The organism is Nocardioides sp. (assembly GCF_004803405.1).
Lineage (GTDB): Bacteria > Actinomycetota > Actinomycetes > Propionibacteriales > Nocardioidaceae > Nocardioides > Nocardioides vastitatis.
The window spans coordinates 46,972-63,929 of the sequence record NZ_SSXI01000060.1 but is presented as its reverse complement, the minus strand read 5'-3'; the positions used below and the strand labels follow the sequence as shown (position 1 = coordinate 63,929).

Annotated in this window: 10 protein-coding genes; 7 read left to right on the top strand and 3 right to left on the bottom strand. The window is 69.0% G+C overall.

Going from position 1 to position 16,958, the window contains the following annotated elements; translation table 11 throughout:
* Window position 1: 1 nt before the first annotated feature.
* On the bottom strand, window positions 2-970 hold the full coding sequence (locus E7Z54_RS04090) for an enoyl-CoA hydratase/isomerase family protein (RefSeq protein ID WP_136431735.1): 969 nt from the start codon (window positions 968-970) through the stop codon (window positions 2-4).
* A 195-nt stretch (window positions 971-1,165) separates the two neighbouring features.
* On the opposite strand from E7Z54_RS04090, the gene E7Z54_RS04085 reads away from it, so the two are divergent.
* From E7Z54_RS04085 to E7Z54_RS04055, 7 genes are all read left to right on the top strand, one after another.
* The gene (locus E7Z54_RS04085) at window positions 1,166-1,756 is read left to right on the top strand and encodes a TetR/AcrR family transcriptional regulator (RefSeq protein WP_206055992.1); all 591 of its coding nucleotides are present in this window, start codon (window positions 1,166-1,168) and stop codon (window positions 1,754-1,756) included.
* Window positions 1,757-2,019: 263 nt separating this feature from the next.
* Window positions 2,020-3,687, top strand: coding sequence for a helix-turn-helix transcriptional regulator (locus E7Z54_RS04080; protein ID WP_136431734.1), 1,668 nt, complete (start codon window positions 2,020-2,022; stop codon window positions 3,685-3,687).
* A gap of 124 nt (window positions 3,688-3,811) precedes the next feature.
* Window positions 3,812-4,906, top strand: a complete 1,095-nt coding sequence (locus E7Z54_RS04075; RefSeq protein WP_136431733.1) for an SAM-dependent methyltransferase — start codon at window positions 3,812-3,814, stop codon at window positions 4,904-4,906.
* A gap of 32 nt (window positions 4,907-4,938) precedes the next feature.
* Window positions 4,939-5,799 carry an alpha/beta fold hydrolase gene (locus E7Z54_RS04070; RefSeq protein ID WP_168798153.1) on the top strand — a complete coding sequence of 287 codons (861 nt, stop codon included), beginning with the start codon at window positions 4,939-4,941 and terminating at the stop codon, window positions 5,797-5,799.
* Window positions 5,800-6,532: 733 nt separating this feature from the next.
* Window positions 6,533-8,557 carry a hypothetical protein gene (locus E7Z54_RS04065; RefSeq protein ID WP_136431731.1) on the top strand — a complete coding sequence of 675 codons (2,025 nt, stop codon included), beginning with the start codon at window positions 6,533-6,535 and terminating at the stop codon, window positions 8,555-8,557.
* Between the two features lie 40 nt (window positions 8,558-8,597).
* A complete protein-coding gene (locus tag E7Z54_RS04060) occupies window positions 8,598-12,860 on the top strand; it encodes a peptidoglycan-binding protein (protein ID WP_136431730.1) in 4,263 nt (1,420 codons plus the stop codon).
* Entirely contained in the window at window positions 12,857-14,410 is a 1,554-nt protein-coding gene (locus E7Z54_RS04055; protein ID WP_136431729.1) for a hypothetical protein, read from the top strand. The genes E7Z54_RS04060 and E7Z54_RS04055 overlap by 4 nt, the downstream gene beginning before the upstream one ends.
* Before the next feature lie 240 nt (window positions 14,411-14,650).
* Here E7Z54_RS04055 and E7Z54_RS04050 read toward each other — a convergent pair whose 3' ends face one another.
* Window positions 14,651-15,736 carry an MBL fold metallo-hydrolase gene (locus E7Z54_RS04050; RefSeq protein WP_136431728.1) on the bottom strand — a complete coding sequence of 362 codons (1,086 nt, stop codon included), beginning with the start codon at window positions 15,734-15,736 and terminating at the stop codon, window positions 14,651-14,653.
* Between the two features lie 538 nt (window positions 15,737-16,274).
* Window positions 16,275-16,934, bottom strand: a complete 660-nt coding sequence (locus E7Z54_RS04045) for a TetR/AcrR family transcriptional regulator (protein WP_136431727.1) — start codon at window positions 16,932-16,934, stop codon at window positions 16,275-16,277.
* Between the last annotated feature and the right edge of the window lie 24 nt (window positions 16,935-16,958).

The window sequence follows — 16,958 nt, the reverse complement described above, 5'->3', positions numbered from 1 at the left end:
GTCAGTCGTCTCCTTGGGTGATCCGGGTCCCGTCGACCCACGGCGCAGGGTCCGCCACGAACGGGGTGTCGGCGAGTGCCTGGAAGTCAGTCGCGAACTCCTTGAAAGCTCGCTTGGAGTACGCGCTGGAACCGGTCGACAGGAAGGCGGCCAGCTCGCGGTCGAGCCCGCTTCTCAGGGGCCGGTCGGTGGCCCCGTACACGCAGCGTTTGGCTGCGGCCACCGCGGACGGCGAGCGGTTCGCGAGTCGCGCCGCCGTGGCCTGGGTCTCCTCCAACAGCTCGTCGGTGGCGACGACCCGGTGGACCAGGCCCAGCTCATAGGCGCGGTGGACGTCGACCGGAGCTCCTTCGAGGATGAGCTCGAGCGCCCGACCGGTGCCGATCAGGCGGGGCAGGCGCTGGGTGCCGCCGCCACCGGGGATGATGCCGGCGAGGGTCTCGATCTGGCCGAGCACCACCCGCGGGTCGTCGGCGGCGTACCGCAGGTCGCAGGCCAGGGCGATCTCATGGCCGCCGCCCAGGGCGGGTCCGCTGATCGCGGCAAGGTAGACGACTCCGGAGCGATTCATCCGCAGGATGGTCTTCTTCCAGCGGTGCCCCCACAGCAGGCCGATCCCCATCGGGCCCCCGCGCTGGGCGGCGGGTGCGCCGCCGGGCAGGCCGATGGCGCGGTTCACCAGCTTCCAGAACGGCAGAACCGCCCCGGCGGGAAGCTCAGGGAGCGGCAGGTCGGCCATGGCACCGAGCTCACCGGCATCGGCATGGGTGAGGAACCGCCCCTCGACGTCACTGGCCAGCACGACCGCGCCGACGCTGGAGTCGCGGTCGACAGCCCGGGTGAGCTGATCCAGATCCCCCAGGAAGGCGGTGGTCACGAAGTTCAGCGGCGGACTCGAGTAGTACGCCGTCAGCACCCGTCCCTCCTGCTCGAGCCGGAGCGTCTCCAGGTTCAGCTCGGCGGGCTTCATGCGACCGCGCCGGTCGCGCTGCTGAGCACGTGGCGCTGATAGGAGGCTGCAGTCAGGCCGCCCATTCCGGATCCGCCGACGACCGCATGCCGTCGCTCGCGCGCCCGCCCGGGATCCCTGGTGGCGTTCGTAGGGGTCATCATTCCTCCGCGGATAGATCGTTCGGTCTACTCATGGAATCACAGGGTAGACTGAATGGTCTACGAGAAGGGATTGAGACCTGTGCCACCCGGACCCAGAGAGCGACTCATCATCAGCGCCATCGAGCTGGTCCGCGCTCGCGGCGTGGACGGCACCGGACTTACCGAACTGCTCGAGCACAGCCGAACCGCACGCCGCTCGATCTACCAGCACTTCCCCGGCGGCAAGGCAGAACTGATCGCGACCTCGACCGCCGCCGCTGGCGCCTGGCTCCGGCGCGCCCTGCGCGACCTCGAGGGACAGGGCGACGTCGCGTCTGTCGTGCGGACGCTCGTCGGCCAGGTCGCGCAGAACCTGGCTGCGACCGACTACACCCTCGGCTGCCCGATCGCCGCAGCCGCCGCGGCCGCACCGGACGCCGCCGGCGTCCGGCAAGCAGCTGCGACCGCATTTGCCTCGTGGACCGATGAGCTCGCTGCTGCTCTCGAGCGCGAAGGTCGGCCCGTCGACCAAGCACGTTCGCTCGCCGGCTTCATCGTCAGTGCCGTCGAGGGAGCCCTCCTTCGCGCGCGCTGTTCCGGCTCGACCGAGCCGCTCGACGAGGCGGCTACCCACCTGACCTCCCTCCTCGCGACCACCGCTTGAGCGTCGGATCGAAGCCCCAGTCCCTGCAACCCACCCGCGGCATGTCCAGGTCGATCCGTCACCCAGGCCCGTTCGAACGCATGGACCAGCCGCCATGAGCGGCATTCAGACGTCGACCTGCGTGTTCGTCAGTTGTGGTTCGGCTCGCGGGACGGTTCGACACGGCGGACTCAACTACCCGCTGCCTGTCCCACTATGAGGCGGTGCCGGACGGCCACCGCGGAGACCGTGACGACCGGGCGCTGCGGTGGCACGATAGGACCGTGGGCGCGGCCGATTCGGCATCATCGCCACCAGCGCAGGACCTGATCGCCGCGGGTGAGTTGGCGCTGGCCGAAGGAGAGTGGGATCGCGCCTACCGCACTTTCGAGGCCGCGTTGGCGCGTGAAACCTCACCCGAGGGGTTCGACGGCCTGGCTCGTGCGCTCTGGTGGTTGGACCGATCCGCCGAGGCGATCGACGCCCGGGTGCGCGCGTACGCACTGTTTCGCCGTGCTGGGTACATGGCGCGCGCGGTGCGCATCGCGTTGTGGCTGGCCCACGAGTACTCCGCCGTACATGGGAACGAGCCCGCCGCCGAAGGATGGCTCGCCAGAGCCGAGCACCTTCTGACTGACCGGGTCGACGTTCCCGAACGCGGGTATCTCGACCTGTCGAAGGCGGAGCGCTGTCTGGATCCTGCGGTCGCAGCCGGTCACGCCGAGGCCGCGCTGGTCCTGGCCCGTCGGCTGAACGATCCGGATCTGGAGCTCGCGGCGCTATCCCGGGTGGGACTTGCCAAGATCACCCTGGGTCAGGTCGACGACGGCCTGGCACATCTCGACCAGGCCATGGCCGCCGCGACCGGGGAGGAGGCGGCCACATTCGAGGCGGTGGCGCGGACCTGCTGCAGCCTGGTCCTGGCCTGCGATCTCGCCGGCGACGATGACCGCGTTCGCCATTGGGGCAAGGTCATGGAGGGCTATGTCCACCGCCACAACGAGCTGCCTATCCTCACCTTCTGCCCGACGTGTGAGGCGGACCTGCTGAGGTCGGCGGATCGGCCCGGTGAGTCCGAGGCCGAGCTGGCGTACGCGCTGGCTGAGCTGGCCAAGACCGGCCAGCGATCTCGCTGCGTCGATCCGGCCGTGCGGCTGTCCCGACTGCGGCTCGCGCAGGGGCGAGTCGAGGAGGCCGAGGAAGCGCTGGTGGGATACGGCGGATCGCCGACGGCGGTCCGTGCTGACGCTGCGGTTCGGCTCGCGCGGGGCGAGGCAGCCGCGGCCGTTGCTCTGCTCATGCGGCAGTTGTCGTTGATCAGCCGATCCGGATTGCTGGCGGTGCCGCTGCTTGCCCAGCTCGTCGAGGCCCAGCTGGCCGACGGCGACAACGTCGGCGCCCGTACCACGGCCGCGGAGCTGCAGGGCCTGGCCGCGCAGACGGGCAACGCACGCGTCACCGCGATCGCGGCAGCGGCTGCCGGTCGTGTGGCACTGGCCACGGCGGCCCCCCAGGCGGTCGAGCTCCTGGAGCGCGGCGCGGAGCTCTTCGGCCGATTGCGGATGCCCTACGAGGAGGCACGGACCCGGCTCGCGCTCGCCACCGCGCTGCGTAGCCAGGAAGCGGTTCTCGCGGTCGTCGAGGCCCAGTCCGCGCTCAAGGCGTTCGAACGTCTTGGGTCGCGCAACGAGTCCGATCGGGCGGCGGCCCTGCTCCGGGACCTGGGCGTCCGGGGCCGCACCGGCCCCAAGGACGTCGGTCTGTTGACCGAGCGCGAGCAGGAGGTGCTGCGCCTGCTCGCACAGGGGCTCACCAACCGTGAGATCGGCACCCGGCTGTTCCTGAGCGCCAAGACCGTCGAACACCACGTCAGCGCCGTCCTGCGCAAGCTCGGCGCGAAGACCCGAACCGAGGCAGCCGCTGCCCTCCCCCAGATCAGGGGCAGCGAATAGGGGATTTCCCCGATCCTTCCTGGCCCCGACCGGCGCAGCCTTCTTTCATCCACATCCGCAGGAGGCAGCCCATGAACACGCCTCCCCGCGAACCGGACCATCCGTCGGCTAAGGAGGCCAGGCAATGTCAAGCATCACGGATGTCGAAAGTCAGCAGGCGATCGAGGATCTCGTCGGGCGGATCTTCATGGAGGGTGTCGGTGCGTTCCACCTGGGCACCGTCTACATCGGACTCAAGCACGGCCTTTTCGAGACTCTGGTCGAGCGCGGGCCGCTGACCGCAGAGGAGCTCTCGGGCAGCAAGGGGCTCGATGCGTGGTACGTCCGCGAGTGGCTCCAGGCCGAGGCCACCGCCGGACTCGTCGTAGCCGACGACGAGGACCTGACCGTGGCCAGGTTCACCCCTGCACCAGCCGTGCGCGAGGTCCTGGTCGAGGCGACCGGGCCAGCCTTCATCGCGGGCTTGCCGCTGGCAACGGCCGCGGCGTACTCGGTGATGCCGTCCCTACTGAAGGCGTTCCGGACCGGCGAGGGCGTGGCCTACCAGTCGTACGGCGGCGACGCGGTCGAGGCTCAGGCCGCGCTGAACCGACCCGCCTTCGTCAACCAGCTGGTCGCCGAGTGGATCCCCCAGATCCCCGACCTGGCAGCGCGGCTCACCGACACGACGCGCACGACGATGGTCGCGGACGTCGGCTGCGGCCTCGGGTGGGCCGCCATCGAGCTGGCCAAGGCGTACCCGCATCTGCGCATCGATGGGTACGACTCGGACGAGGAGTCGATCAGTAGGGCACGGCGCAACGCCGCCGACCACGGCGTCTCCGACCGGTTGACCTTCGACGTCGCGGACGCCTCCCGCGGACTCGGCAACGAGCGTTACGACCTGATCCTGTTCCTCGAGTGCGTGCACGACATGGCGCATCCGGTGGAGGCCATGGCGGCCGCCCGGGCGGCGCTCGCCGACGGCGGAACCGTGATTGTCATGGACGAGAGGGTGGCTGACACCCTCACCGCCGGGGATCCGACGGAGACGTTCTTCGCAACCGTCAGCGTCCTTTGGTGCCTGCCGCAGGGGCGGGTCGAGCCGGACTCCGAAGCCGTCGGCACCGTGATGCGAACCGACCGTTTTCGGGGGATCGCTCGCGACGCGGGATGGTCGGACGTCGAGGTGCTCCCGATCGACCACCCGTTCTGGCGGTTCTACCGGCTGTTGCCGTGATCGGCCCCACCTGCAACATCGAGGAGGCAGCGATGAAGGACACATCCACGTCCATCCCGGTCGGAGACATTGAGGTCCACTGCACGGTGGTCGGCAAAGGCACCCCGCTAGTCGTCGTGCACGGCGGGCCGGGGTTGGGTGGCAGGTACATGCGCGACCTGGACCGCTGGGCCGACGCCTTCCAGCTGGTCTACTACTCTCAGCGCGGAAGCGGCAGAACCCCGGTCGGCGACCCGGCTAAGGTCTCGTTCGCTGGAGCCATCGATGACCTGAACGGACTCAGCGCCGCGCTCGGCATCGACCACGTCAACCTGGTCGGACACTCAGTGGGTGCCATTCTCGCCGCCATGTACGCCGGGACGCACCCGGAATCCACCGCGTCGGTCGTCCTGCTCAACACCGCTCCCCCACTGCACCCAGGGCTGCAGCAGACGTTCGGGCGGCGGCTGGCGTCTCGCCGGACACCCGAGGACGACACAGCCAAGAAGGCGATCGAGGCGTCGCCACAGTTCGAGGCGCGAGACCCGAAGACCATGGAGCGCCACACCCTCAACACCTATATCCCGTTCTTCCGCAACCGCGCCAGCATCGGGAGCCTCACCCTCGGGTTCACAGAGATCACTGCGGCCAACGTCCTGGCGGCCCCCAAGCGCATGTTCGGCTCCTTGGGAGCACTCGACCCCATGCAGACGTTCGCCAGAATCCAGTGCCCCACGCTTGTCGTTCATTCCGAACTCGACCCGGTCCCCGTCGAATGGGCACATGCGCTGGTCGACACGATCCCTGGCGCGGACTACATCCTCCTGGAAGGGGCCAGTCACTTCGCCCACATCGAGGATGCCCAGCAACTGGCCGACGCCGTGCTCCCCTGGCTGACCAAGCACGTCGGCTGATGGCTAACAGCCGATCTGCGGCTCATTCGAGGTCGGGCGGCCGGCTGGCTCCTCGGGTCTAGAAGGGCGAACCGGACGGTGCAGGGGCCTCGTTCATGCGGCGCCCCTCGACCTCTGCGCGGAGGTACACGCAGAGGCGAGGACACACCACTACTGTCACGCTTCGGCCCGTGTGCTTGCCGGCGTCAGACCGTGGTGCTTGGCCGTCGGTAACCACAAGCTCGATGGTTCCGCAGCGCACACGCAGCCCCCTCTTCGCCTTGACGGCATAGGCCTGAACACGTAGGGCGTCAACGCCCGGAAGACAGTGCGCGAGCAGCGCGTGAAGGAATGCGCGCTCCTCGTTTGTGAGCGGACCCGGCTCGTTCTGTCCTCATGCCGGGCTGTTGTCGGTGCGGTAGACATCCCGAGCTGCCCGCCCGAACCAGTGCCCCATGCGATAGCGCCTTCCGGCCTCGTTGGTCGGGCGCGCCCGATATGCGTCCTCGGCAAGGACCCCGACAAACACATCAGTGGCCTCGAACTCCCCCGCCCACGCCCGCTCTTCGGGGAACTGGTCGTCAAGGTGGGCCAGAGAATGCGGTACATCCAGTTGAAACCGCCATGCGCCGCACGCCAGTGAGAAAAGCGGCTCGTTCGGGTATCAGGCACGGATGAGCAGCCTCTTACAGGTGTACGCGAAGCCAACAACACCGGACAGGCGGCTCTGTGCCGTCGGCATCAGGAGCGAACGATGGGCACCTTTCTTCAGCAGGAACTCGGCGTCGCCATGTCAGGCGTTAAGTGGGACATCGGCAACTACAAGCTCTGGCAGAGCACCGAGCCGGACATCATCCTGTTCACCGCCAAGCAGCCGCAGCTGGCCAAGGGGCAGAACGGGCGCTATCAGATGGCGGTCAGCCAGTTCCGGCAGCAGGAGGACGACACCTACAAGATCACGGGCGGGTCGGCGGTGTTCACCATCACCTCGGCGCTGCAGCACGACGCCCAGGGGTTCGAGGCGCTGAAGGAGCAGTGGCGGGCGGAAATGGCCGGCATCGGCCCCCGGCCGCCGAGCAATCCCCGCTTCATCCCGCTCAACACCCAGAAGGGCACCGCCCAGGTGTTGATCAACCCGATGTCCGGCACGCCGGACCAGGCGCACAACGACGTCAACATCGGCACGCCCGGCGGCCCCAACTCCTTCCTGGTGGAACTCACCTCGCTCGGCGCACAGGAGTGGGTGCAGGGGATCCGCGAGCAGACGGCGGTCCCGGCCGGTGTGAAGATGATGTACGAGTACCTCCGCCTGCTGCCCACGGTGGGCGCCGAGGTGAAGGTGCACGCCGAGCGCATGTGGACGCACTTCTCGGCCTCGCTCGGCACGAGAGGCGGCTTCCTCTTCGGCTCCAGCGCGCAGATCGACGCCGCGTGGGAGCAGATGAAGCGCGAGGGTGACATTGAGGTGCGGTTCATCGGCACCGGTCTGGCACCTGAGTTGGAAGAGATCCGGCAGGAGCTGGTGAACACCTTCATCGACCAGGTCCAGCAGCGGGTCTTCGACGCCTTGTTCGCCCCGGCACCCGAGGTCGACGACGCCAGCTCCGGAGGTGGAGGAGGGGGCTTGTTCGGAGGAACGACGTTCGCGGCCAAGTTCAAGCGAGTCGAGGAGATCATCGACATCGAGCAGACGGTCAGCTTCGAGGGCTGGACGTGGCTGCAGGCTTCGATGGACGCCGACATGACCACGCTGTTCAGCGAGCTCGACGAAACCTACGTGACCGAGGTCAACACCGAGATGTCGTTCCCCGCCACGGTCGTCGTCGACGCCGACCCGCAGCTGGAGACGACGGCGATCAGCTGGACAGCGAGCGAGGGCAAGTCGCCCGAGACGCCGGTGTTCGCCTCGGACGGCGGCGTGGCCCGCTACACCGTGACCTCCGCCCACCCGAACGACGTCGAGATCAACTGGCGTGCGCAGGTCAACTTTGCCCCGTCCTCGTGGCCGGTGGTCGAGACCCAGGGGACAGCGACGGTCGGGAACGGCGGCAATCAGGTGGTCATCAAGCCGGCCAGCTGGATCGGGCGCCACATGATCTACCTCTTCGTGCGCGACGAGGCGGGCAATGTCGTCTTCGACCCGACCTCCCCCCTCCTGGCGAACTCCCGGCTCGTGGCGAATGTCAGCTACGAGGGTGCGCACCTGGCCCGGCCGATCACCGAGTCTGCCCAGATCAGCCCGTTCGAGCCGCTCGCGTTCAGCTACCCGCTCAGCCCCGAGGGTGCGGCGGGGACGGCCAAGTTCAGCGCGTTCGGCGCCATCGGGGGCCGCATGATCCGGGCCACCGAGCAGGAGATCAACTTCGACGAGGAGGGCGTCTTCATCGTCGCCTCGCCGACCTCGATCCAGCTCGTCAGCCAGGACGCGGTGTTCCCCGAGAGCGACAAGTTCCTCTCCGACCTGCGCCGCCACGGTGCGCGCCCACGCGTCCAGGACCATGCTTCGGGTCGGGCGAGTGAGTCGAGTCCGCGGCGGCCGTCGTACGCCGAGGGCAGCTCCAGCGGCAACGCCAAGGGCGAGGGGCGGATCGAGGGCGTGGTCATCGCGGTGGAGTACACCCCCTCCGGGCCTGCCCTGCTGATCGACACCGGCCACGGACACGAGCGCGTCCCGCTGCGCAGTACAGATCTCGCGGACACCTTCGACGACACCCGCAAGCGCGTGATCGTCGACCTCGACCGGCAGAACTACGCCGACCGGATCCGCGTCCAGCTCTGATCTGCCCCGCCACCCACCCAAGCTCGCGAAAGGACATCCCATGGCACGCGAGATGACCACGGCAGTGATCCCGGCCGGCATCGACCTGGGCAACCAAAGAGACGTCACGGTCCTGCACACCTACTCCAACGGCGACCGGCTCGTCGAGGCCCCCGAGAAGACAATTGCCGCGACCGAGAAGGCGCGGCGGGTGCCCGCACCCCCGCCGACCCCTCGGGCCGAGGCGGCGCGACCCGGGATCGAGTCGCTCTCGGCCCGCGAGAAGGCGTTCGCGCGAGTCGTGCTCGCGGGTCCTCCGGAGAGCTCGGTCGTCGACCTCCTCGAGGCCACCGGGGTGACCCTGGTGACCTTCGAGCCGCCCGCGGGCTACCTGGTTCGCGGTGATCGCGCCGCCCTCGAGGCCGTCGCCGACCTCCCCGTCGTGCGGTCGGTCTCGCTGCCTTCCGCTGGCAGCAAGCCGCGGGCGATGATGCCCGAGTCCGGGACGCGCGACGTCTGGGTCGTGCTCCACGCCCAGACGGCCGAGGAGACCCTGGCGCAGCTGCGCGGGGTGGCCGACCTGACACTGGTCGACGACCCCGAGCCGCCCACGGGCCCCTACCGCAGGGTCGCGGCCGTCGCCGACGGCGGTGCCGTGGACGGTGCGCTCGCACTCCCAGGCGTGGCGTCGGTCGAGGAGCGCGAGCCGGTGCTCCCGGAGGACGAGGTGGCCGACCTGATCATCGCCGGAATGCTCGACTCCCAGCGCCGGCCCGTGGGGAACTACCTGCGCTGGCTGGAAGACCACGGGATCGACGGGTCCGGCGTCACGATCGGCATCGTCGACGACGGCGTGGACGAGTCCCACGACGCGTTCACGGGGCGGATCGTGTCCCACGACGGCAACCGCAAGGAGTGGCACGGCACGTTCGTCGCCGGCCACGCCGCGGGCGACTTCCGCGACGAGCGCGACGCGAACGGGCTCATCTACGGCGTCGGCATGGCGCCGGGCGCCGACATCGTCAGTCAGTTCAGCGGGGACTCTGCGGCGACCAACTGCCGGCGTACGGTCACCACGGCCGGTGCCTCGGGCGGCGCCTCCGGGTCGCTGCAGAACAACTCATGGGGTGCCGGCACCTCCCCCGGGGGCATGGACTACGGCTCCCTCGAGGCGACGTACGACGGGTTGGTCCGCGACGCCGACGGCTCGCGCACGCCCCTCACGATCTGCTTCTCGGCCGGCAACGAGGGCAGCGACGGTCTCACCCGCCCGAAGGCGGCCAAGAACGTCATCGTGACTGGGAACTCCGAGAGCTACCGGCCGGAGTTCCGCACCGACAAGCCGACCGCGGCCGCGGAGGCGGACAACCCCGACGAGATGTTCACCGGCCACGGTGCCTCGAGCCACGGCAACTGCCTCGACGGTCGGATCCGACCCCACGTGAGTGCACCGGGTGAGTGGACGGCGGCAGCCAACTTCGGGCTCACCTCGGATGCGATCGAGTTCATCAGCGACCAGCTGACCTGGGGAGGTGGCACCTCCGGCGCGTCCCCGAAGACCGCCGGGGCGTGCGCTCTGGCCGCGGACTGGTGGGCCGACAACATCGGCGGCACCCCGCCGTCCCCGGCGATGCTGCGGGCGCTGATGGTCAACGGCGCCACCGATACTGGCTTCGGGGGGCCGATCCCCAACAACCGGCAGGGGTGGGGCCGGATCAACCTCGGCGCGGTATTCGACGAGTCGGTCCACAAGCTGTACGTCGACCAGTCAGTCCTCCTGACCTCGCTGGGCGACAGCCGGCGGTGGAACCTGCGGGTCTCTGACCCGACCAAGCCTGTGAAGACGACCCTCGCCTGGACGGATCCGCCCGGCAGCGTCGGATCCGGGACCGCGGACCGGCCCGCGATAGTCAACCGGCTCCGGCTCCAGGTGGAACACGGTGGCACTACCTTCTACGGCAACGACTTCAGCAACGGCTGGTCGCGGGCTGGGTCGCCGCCCGACGACGAGGGCAACGACAACACCGCGAACGTCCACCTGCGCGGCGGTGAGGTCACCGGCAGCTTCACCGTGACCGTGGAGGCCATCCAGCTCGCGATGAACTGCCTGACCAACCAGCCGACCGACCCCCGGCAGGACTTCGCGCTGGTGGTCCACAACGCGCATCTTGACGCTGGGATGACCCCGGTGGACACGACGGTCATCGTCGACGACGCCAGCGGGGACCCCGGCGATGACGACCATTGGGACGGTGACGACGACGGGACCCACGATGGCGACGACACCTGGGGCGACGGCACCATCCGTCCGACGCTTCGTCACGGCGACCAAGGCAGCGACGTCCGTGAGCTCCAGGTGATGCTCAGCGAACTGGGCTACGACACCAACGGCATCGACGGCGACTTCGGAGGTGGCACCCTGGCGGCAGTGAAGCAGTTCCAGCGCGATCAGGGGCTCAGCGCGGACGGCGTCGTCGGGGCGATGACCTGGGAAGCACTGGAGCGTGCGACGTCCGGCTCCTCCGGCGGCAGTGGCGGAACTGAGCCCAGTGGCGGAACTGAGCCCAGTGGTGGCACCGAGCCGAGCGGCGGCAGCCAGATCGACGTGCAGAACCGGCCCACGCTGCGACGGGGCGACCAGGGCGGCGACGTACGCGACCTGCAGCAGCTGCTCAACGACCTTGGCTACGACACCAACGGCATCGACGGCGACTTCGGTGGCGGCACCCTAGCCGCGGTGAAGCAGTTCCAGCGTGACGAGGGACTCTCGGCCGATGGTGTGGTCGGCTCGATGACCTGGGCGCGACTCGGGGAACGCGCCGACGCCCGCGCCGGCGGTGATGGCGGCGGTGACGACTGGGGTGGTTGGAATGACTGGGACGAGTGGAACGAGACCCACCGGCGGAGCGAGACCTCCGCACGTCCGGTCGAGCCACCGCCGGTAGCCCATGAGCTCGTCACGGCGCTCGCCGAGGAACCCGGGGCGGCTCCTCCGGCCGAGTTCGAGGCCGGTTCGGGCACAGCGGCTTCAGTCGTAGGCCCGCTGCGGACACGTCTCGCCGCGCTGTCGCAGTCGTGGGCCACGCCTGCGGACGACAACGGCACCGTGCGCGCCCGGTCGGCGATCGTCGTGGTCGGGCGGGGAAGTCGCTTCAACCGCGACGACCTGATGATGCTGCGCCGGCTGGCTCGCCTCGGCACCCTGTTCCTGCTCAGTGACGACCGCGAGGTGCTCAGCTGGCTGGCCCAGCGGCTGCAGGTCGGCCGCGGGATCCACTACCGGCTCACCGTAGCCGGCGGGCTGGCAGGCGCGGCCCGGGACGCCGTGGCCGAGGCACACGGGCGCCACCGCATGATCGTCCCGCTGCGGACCAACGACGACCACACCGCTGTCGCGGCCCGGCTCGACCTGACCGAGCTCGACCGGCACGTGGTGGTCATCGTCCGCAACGCCGACCCGACCCTCCGGCTGACCGACCCCGAGGGCAAGAAGGCGACAGTGACCGCTCGCTCGCGGGCCAAGGGAGTCCGGTTGGAGAGCATCGACGGGACCACCGTCCGGCTGACACTCGACGGTCGCGTCCGGCCGATCGCCGGCACGTGGGTGATCGAGAGCGAGGTCACGGGATCGGAGCCGCCGACGTTCGAGGCCACGGTGGCGGGTCGACGCCCGGCGATCCTGCAAGTCACAGGGCCCGATCCGTCCGACGCCGCTCCGACCACGGAGTCCGCGTCGTCGTCGAGGGGCATGGTGACCGTGACGGCCACGAGCGGCTCATTGATGGAGAGCCGGATTCGGCCGGTCTCGTCGAGCGAGTCCGCGGCTGGAAGGGTGGATCTGCGTCCGGCCGTGCGCCGGATCGGAAGACGCCGCGAGACGGCGCCCGCCCGCGAGCACGACCGCGGGCCCGCCGCCGCGGCGCCCTCGCTCAGCGGCATGCTGCCGGTGGCGCGGGGCCACGGCGTCACCGACGTGGTGGTCGAGTCGCGCGGCACCACGGCCGAGGGTCACCGGTTCCAGCGCTCCCAGCACGAGGACATCGTCTCGGTGCTGTCACGAAGTGAGCACCGGCGCGAGCGTGGTCGCCAGCGAGAGTCGCTGGACCTGGTGCGAGGTCGTGTGCGCGAGGTGCAGTACGACCGAGCCGGCCGGGTCATGGCGTTTTTGGTGCGAACGACGGCGGACCGACGTCTGCTGCGGGTGGAGGATGTGCCGCTGCGGGAGCTCTTGGGCGAGGTCGACCTGACCCGGGGCGAGTACCTGTTCGGTCTCGACGGCAACGTGGTGCGGTCGGTGGTCGATCCGTTCGAGGTGCCGGCATGAGGTGGGTCGACCGTGTCGGGGCGGCGCTGACGCCCGAGCGGAAGCGGACCACCGAGGCGGAGACCGCTCGCAAGGCCCGCCAACCGACGGTCGCAATGGCCCGACAGCCGCTGGCGGCGACGCCGACCGTCGCCCACGCGGTCTACCTCTCCTCCCCGGTCAAGCAGCTCAGGATCGCCACCGCTCCGGCCGTCCGGCTCCCGCTGAAGCCGGTGCTGGCGTCGTACCTGAAGGACCGCCCGCACTTCCAGATCGGCGTCGTGGCCAACGTGCCGCCTCCGCGACGGGTGGACCCGGTGCTGGTCGGCGACGTGATGCTCTTCCCCGGTGACGGCCACGCGATGTACCTCGCCGCGAACCCAGTGGGGATCGGCACCTCGGCAACCACGCGGTCCGAGGAGGTCGACGGCACGGTGCGGACCACCGGCGGTGACGCCACCGTCTCGTGCACGGTACTGCCGGCGCTCGGACCGGCGGAGGTCGCGACCCGCCGGGACGCGTGGGTGGCGGCCCTGGGGTCGGCCGGCCACACCGCCCAGGGCTGGCGGTTCCAGCCGCTCAACCTCCGCTCGGTCAGGGCGTCTCTGACCCTCCCCGCGGACCACGTCGTACGGGACCCGACGTCCTCGGCGGGCAGCGACACCGCCGACGGCGTCTTCGTCGTCGAGCTGACCGCCCGCGGCGCACAGGCGTGGGAGCAGGCTCTCACCGAGGGACAGCCGCAAGACCTGGTCGGCTCGGTCCAGTTCGAGGTGTCGTACGCCGCCGAACTGGACGGCGAGCTCCGCACCCAGCAGCACACGGTCTCTGGGGCGCTCGGGGACGTGGCGTCGGGAGCGCCGGTGGACCATCGCACGGTGCGCGCGGAGGTGGGCGTCCCCGCCCGGCTGCTGGTACGGGGACACCCCACCATCGACCGGGTTGCGATCACGTTGCACGCCGGTGACGATGTCGAGACCGCGGTGATCGGGCCCGACGGTGGCGAGGTCACCATGACGTTGGCCACCACTCAGACCGCCGTCGAGGAGATCCGATGGAGCGCCGAGGTCGCGTTCACCTCGGCCGCGTGGCCGACAATCGCGACCAGTGGGGTGCTCAGCGATGCCCGTGGCTGGTCGGCGATCCTCGCCCCGGCGACGTGGACGCGCACGATTGACGTGATGACCGTCCTGGTCGATGCGGCCGGGCGCACTGTGACCCCCGACGGCGCCGAGGTGGTGTCGGGGAGCTTGCGCTACCGACCGGCGGATCCGCTCGGGCGAACTCTGCACACCTCCTTCGAGGGGCGACACCAGCAGATGTCGGCGGTCGTCGTGCCCGATCCGCCGACATCGCCCGAGACAGGGACGGCGTCAGTCGAGCTGTCGATGATGGTGCTGCGCGGTGACCGCCAGAGCATGTCGTCGACCGAGATCGGGCCTGACGACAGGTGGGTGCTGGCGCGGGTCCGACCGGACGCGTCTGTGGACTTCTCCACCAACACGACGCCGGGCAGCGAGCGGGACCCGCTTCGGGAGACGAGGCTCGCCTTGCAGGAGCTGTTCGGCTGAGCGCGCCGCGCGCTCTCGCGGAATCGTGACCTAACCCCGCCTAGCAGAACCAAAGACCGCGACAACGGGTCTGATGCACGGACCGCTGACATCTGGTCTGTGTCGACGGGTGCGGAACACCAACAGGGGCAATGTGCAGCTTCACGCTCAAACCGCGTCTGTAGACAGCGCCCACCAAGATTGCACTCCGCTGGGTCGTGCTGTCACCGGATCGTACGGCAGCCCCGATCGTCGCCGCGGTCATAGCGGGACCCGCATAAGGTCGTTGCCGACGATGACCTTGCCAGTGAAGCCCTGCTGCGCCTTGGCCAGCCAGATCGCGTCCGACCAGGCCGGTGTGCTGGGCGCCAGGTGGTTGAGAACGAGCGTCGCGACACCGGCTTCCCGCGCGATAGGCCCGACCTTCGTGACATCTGTGTGGCTCCTGCGGTGGTGCTCCAACTGCTCCGGGGTCAGGTTGCCGAACTGCTCGACGGCTTGCAGGTCGATGACCTCGTGGACGAGGACGTCGGCTCCCTGCGCCAAAGTGACCATGTTCGGCGTGACAGTGGTGTCGCCGCTGAACACAACGGACCCATGGTCGGTGTCGAACCGGAATGCAAACGACGGGAAGACCGGCGGGTGCTGGACCAAGATCGCGCTGACCCGCACGCGATCGTCGGCCATGACCTTGAATGGCTTCATCGCAGGCGCCATGTTTCCGAGCGGCCCGGCGTCGACATCAGGCAGCGGGATTTCGTGCGAGCGCACCATTGTCCTGATATCTGGCCAGGCCTCGTCACGCATCCTGATGTTCAGGTCGTAGGCCGTGGCCTCCATCGACTTCGCGAGAAAATCGGCAAGCCCAGGCGTGGAGTTCTTCCGGTTGATCGTGTCAACGTCACGGTCCGACGACGGCGCAGGCAGCGCGCCAGCGGGCCCTGGGCCATAGATGTCGACCGGATGAGTCATCGAGTTGTACCCGCCGAAGCGCAACCACAGCAGCGTGTAGAGGTCTGCAAGATGGTCTGAGTGCAGGTGAGTGACGAAGATGCCGCCGAGGGTGCCCATGGACAGGCCTGCGGTCTCAAACTGGTCGACGGCGCCCCTGCCCACGTCGATCAAGTACGTACGCCCATCGACGACAAGCGCCGTGCAGATGCCCCTCCGCCCGGCCATCGGAACCGGTCCCGCGGCCGTGCCGAGCAGCACCAAGTGCGTCCCCACACTGGGGACAGGCAACTCCCGCGCGGCAGCGCGAGCGCTCAACCCGACCAGCGGCGCCGCCGCGGCCACGCCAGACAGCGTCACCGCGGAGCTGAGTAGGCGACGGCGAGTGGTCTTCATCGGGTTGCCTCCTGGTGGCGAGGAGCCAGGTGCTGCGCGAAGCCCGAATGGGAATCGATGTAGGGACACCGGGCATCGGCTTCAGCCCTTAACTGACGGATTCGTCACTTACCGTGACACATGACAGATGCGGGCGCAAGGGCTTCGCGAGATTGAACTGACGGAATCATCAGATCTGCGGTCCCAGCACCCGTCGCCTGTGTCATCACAGCTCGATGAGCTACCCGGCACCCATCCAAACGACGGCGATCACCGTGCGTCGGATGGTGGGTACCGTCGCCACCGAGCAGCACTCTCTTCTGTCCGACACCGGAGACGGTGAGCGGGCGTGATTGGCAAAGATGTTCGCCGGCTCCGTTGTTTCGCCCGGGGTCGAGAGCAGCGGTCCCTGCTGCGCCGTGACGGCGGTGCGCCGCAAGCGAACTTCTAGTCCGCGAGCACAGTGCCATGTTCCGACTCTCTTGAGGCGACAAGCAGGTAGCGTTATCGCTCTTAGCGCCCCGTCGGTCATAGTGGTTGTTCGATGACCGGCACGCAATCAACCCGGTTGTTGTTCTCTGTCAACCAGGATGAGCTGGGGAAGGGGCATCGCGCAGATCTTCCGGGCCTGGGAAGACGTCAGGCCCAGCATGCGCAGGACGTCCTGCGTGACCTGGTCCGTCGCTGCCGCATCGTCGCGCTCCGGCCGCGCATGGAGAAGCTGGCCGAGCGCAATGGCGGCCCCGGCGACGACGACCATCGCCAGATCGATGTCGGCAACCTTGAACCGGCCACGGCGGACAGCGGCCTCGATGTCCCGGCGGGCCCGCGGAGCGAGTCCCACGTTCGACGTCAACAGAGCGGGGCCGCTGCTCAGCACGACCCTGCTGAGCTCAGGTTGGGCGCGGTGCAGCCTCCCGGTCAGCCGGAAGCTGTGTGCGAAGACGACAGCGGGGTCATCGATGTCGGCGGTGAGCTCTTCGAGGAGATCAGCATGCGCCTCGAGCGCATCGTCGATGGCGGCGCGGAACAGCTCCTCTTTAGTCTCGAAGTGGTTGTAGAACGAGCCGAGCCCGATGTCCGCAGTCTGGGTGATCTCCAAGACCGCGACATTCACCCGGCCTTCGGCGAGAAAGCGCTGGGCGGCCTTGATCAGTGCCGCACGTGTTCGGGCCTTCCGGCGATCGGTCCGGGTCGTAACCTTTATCGGGTCCGGCATGCGGCCGTGGTCCTCTCGTGGGTC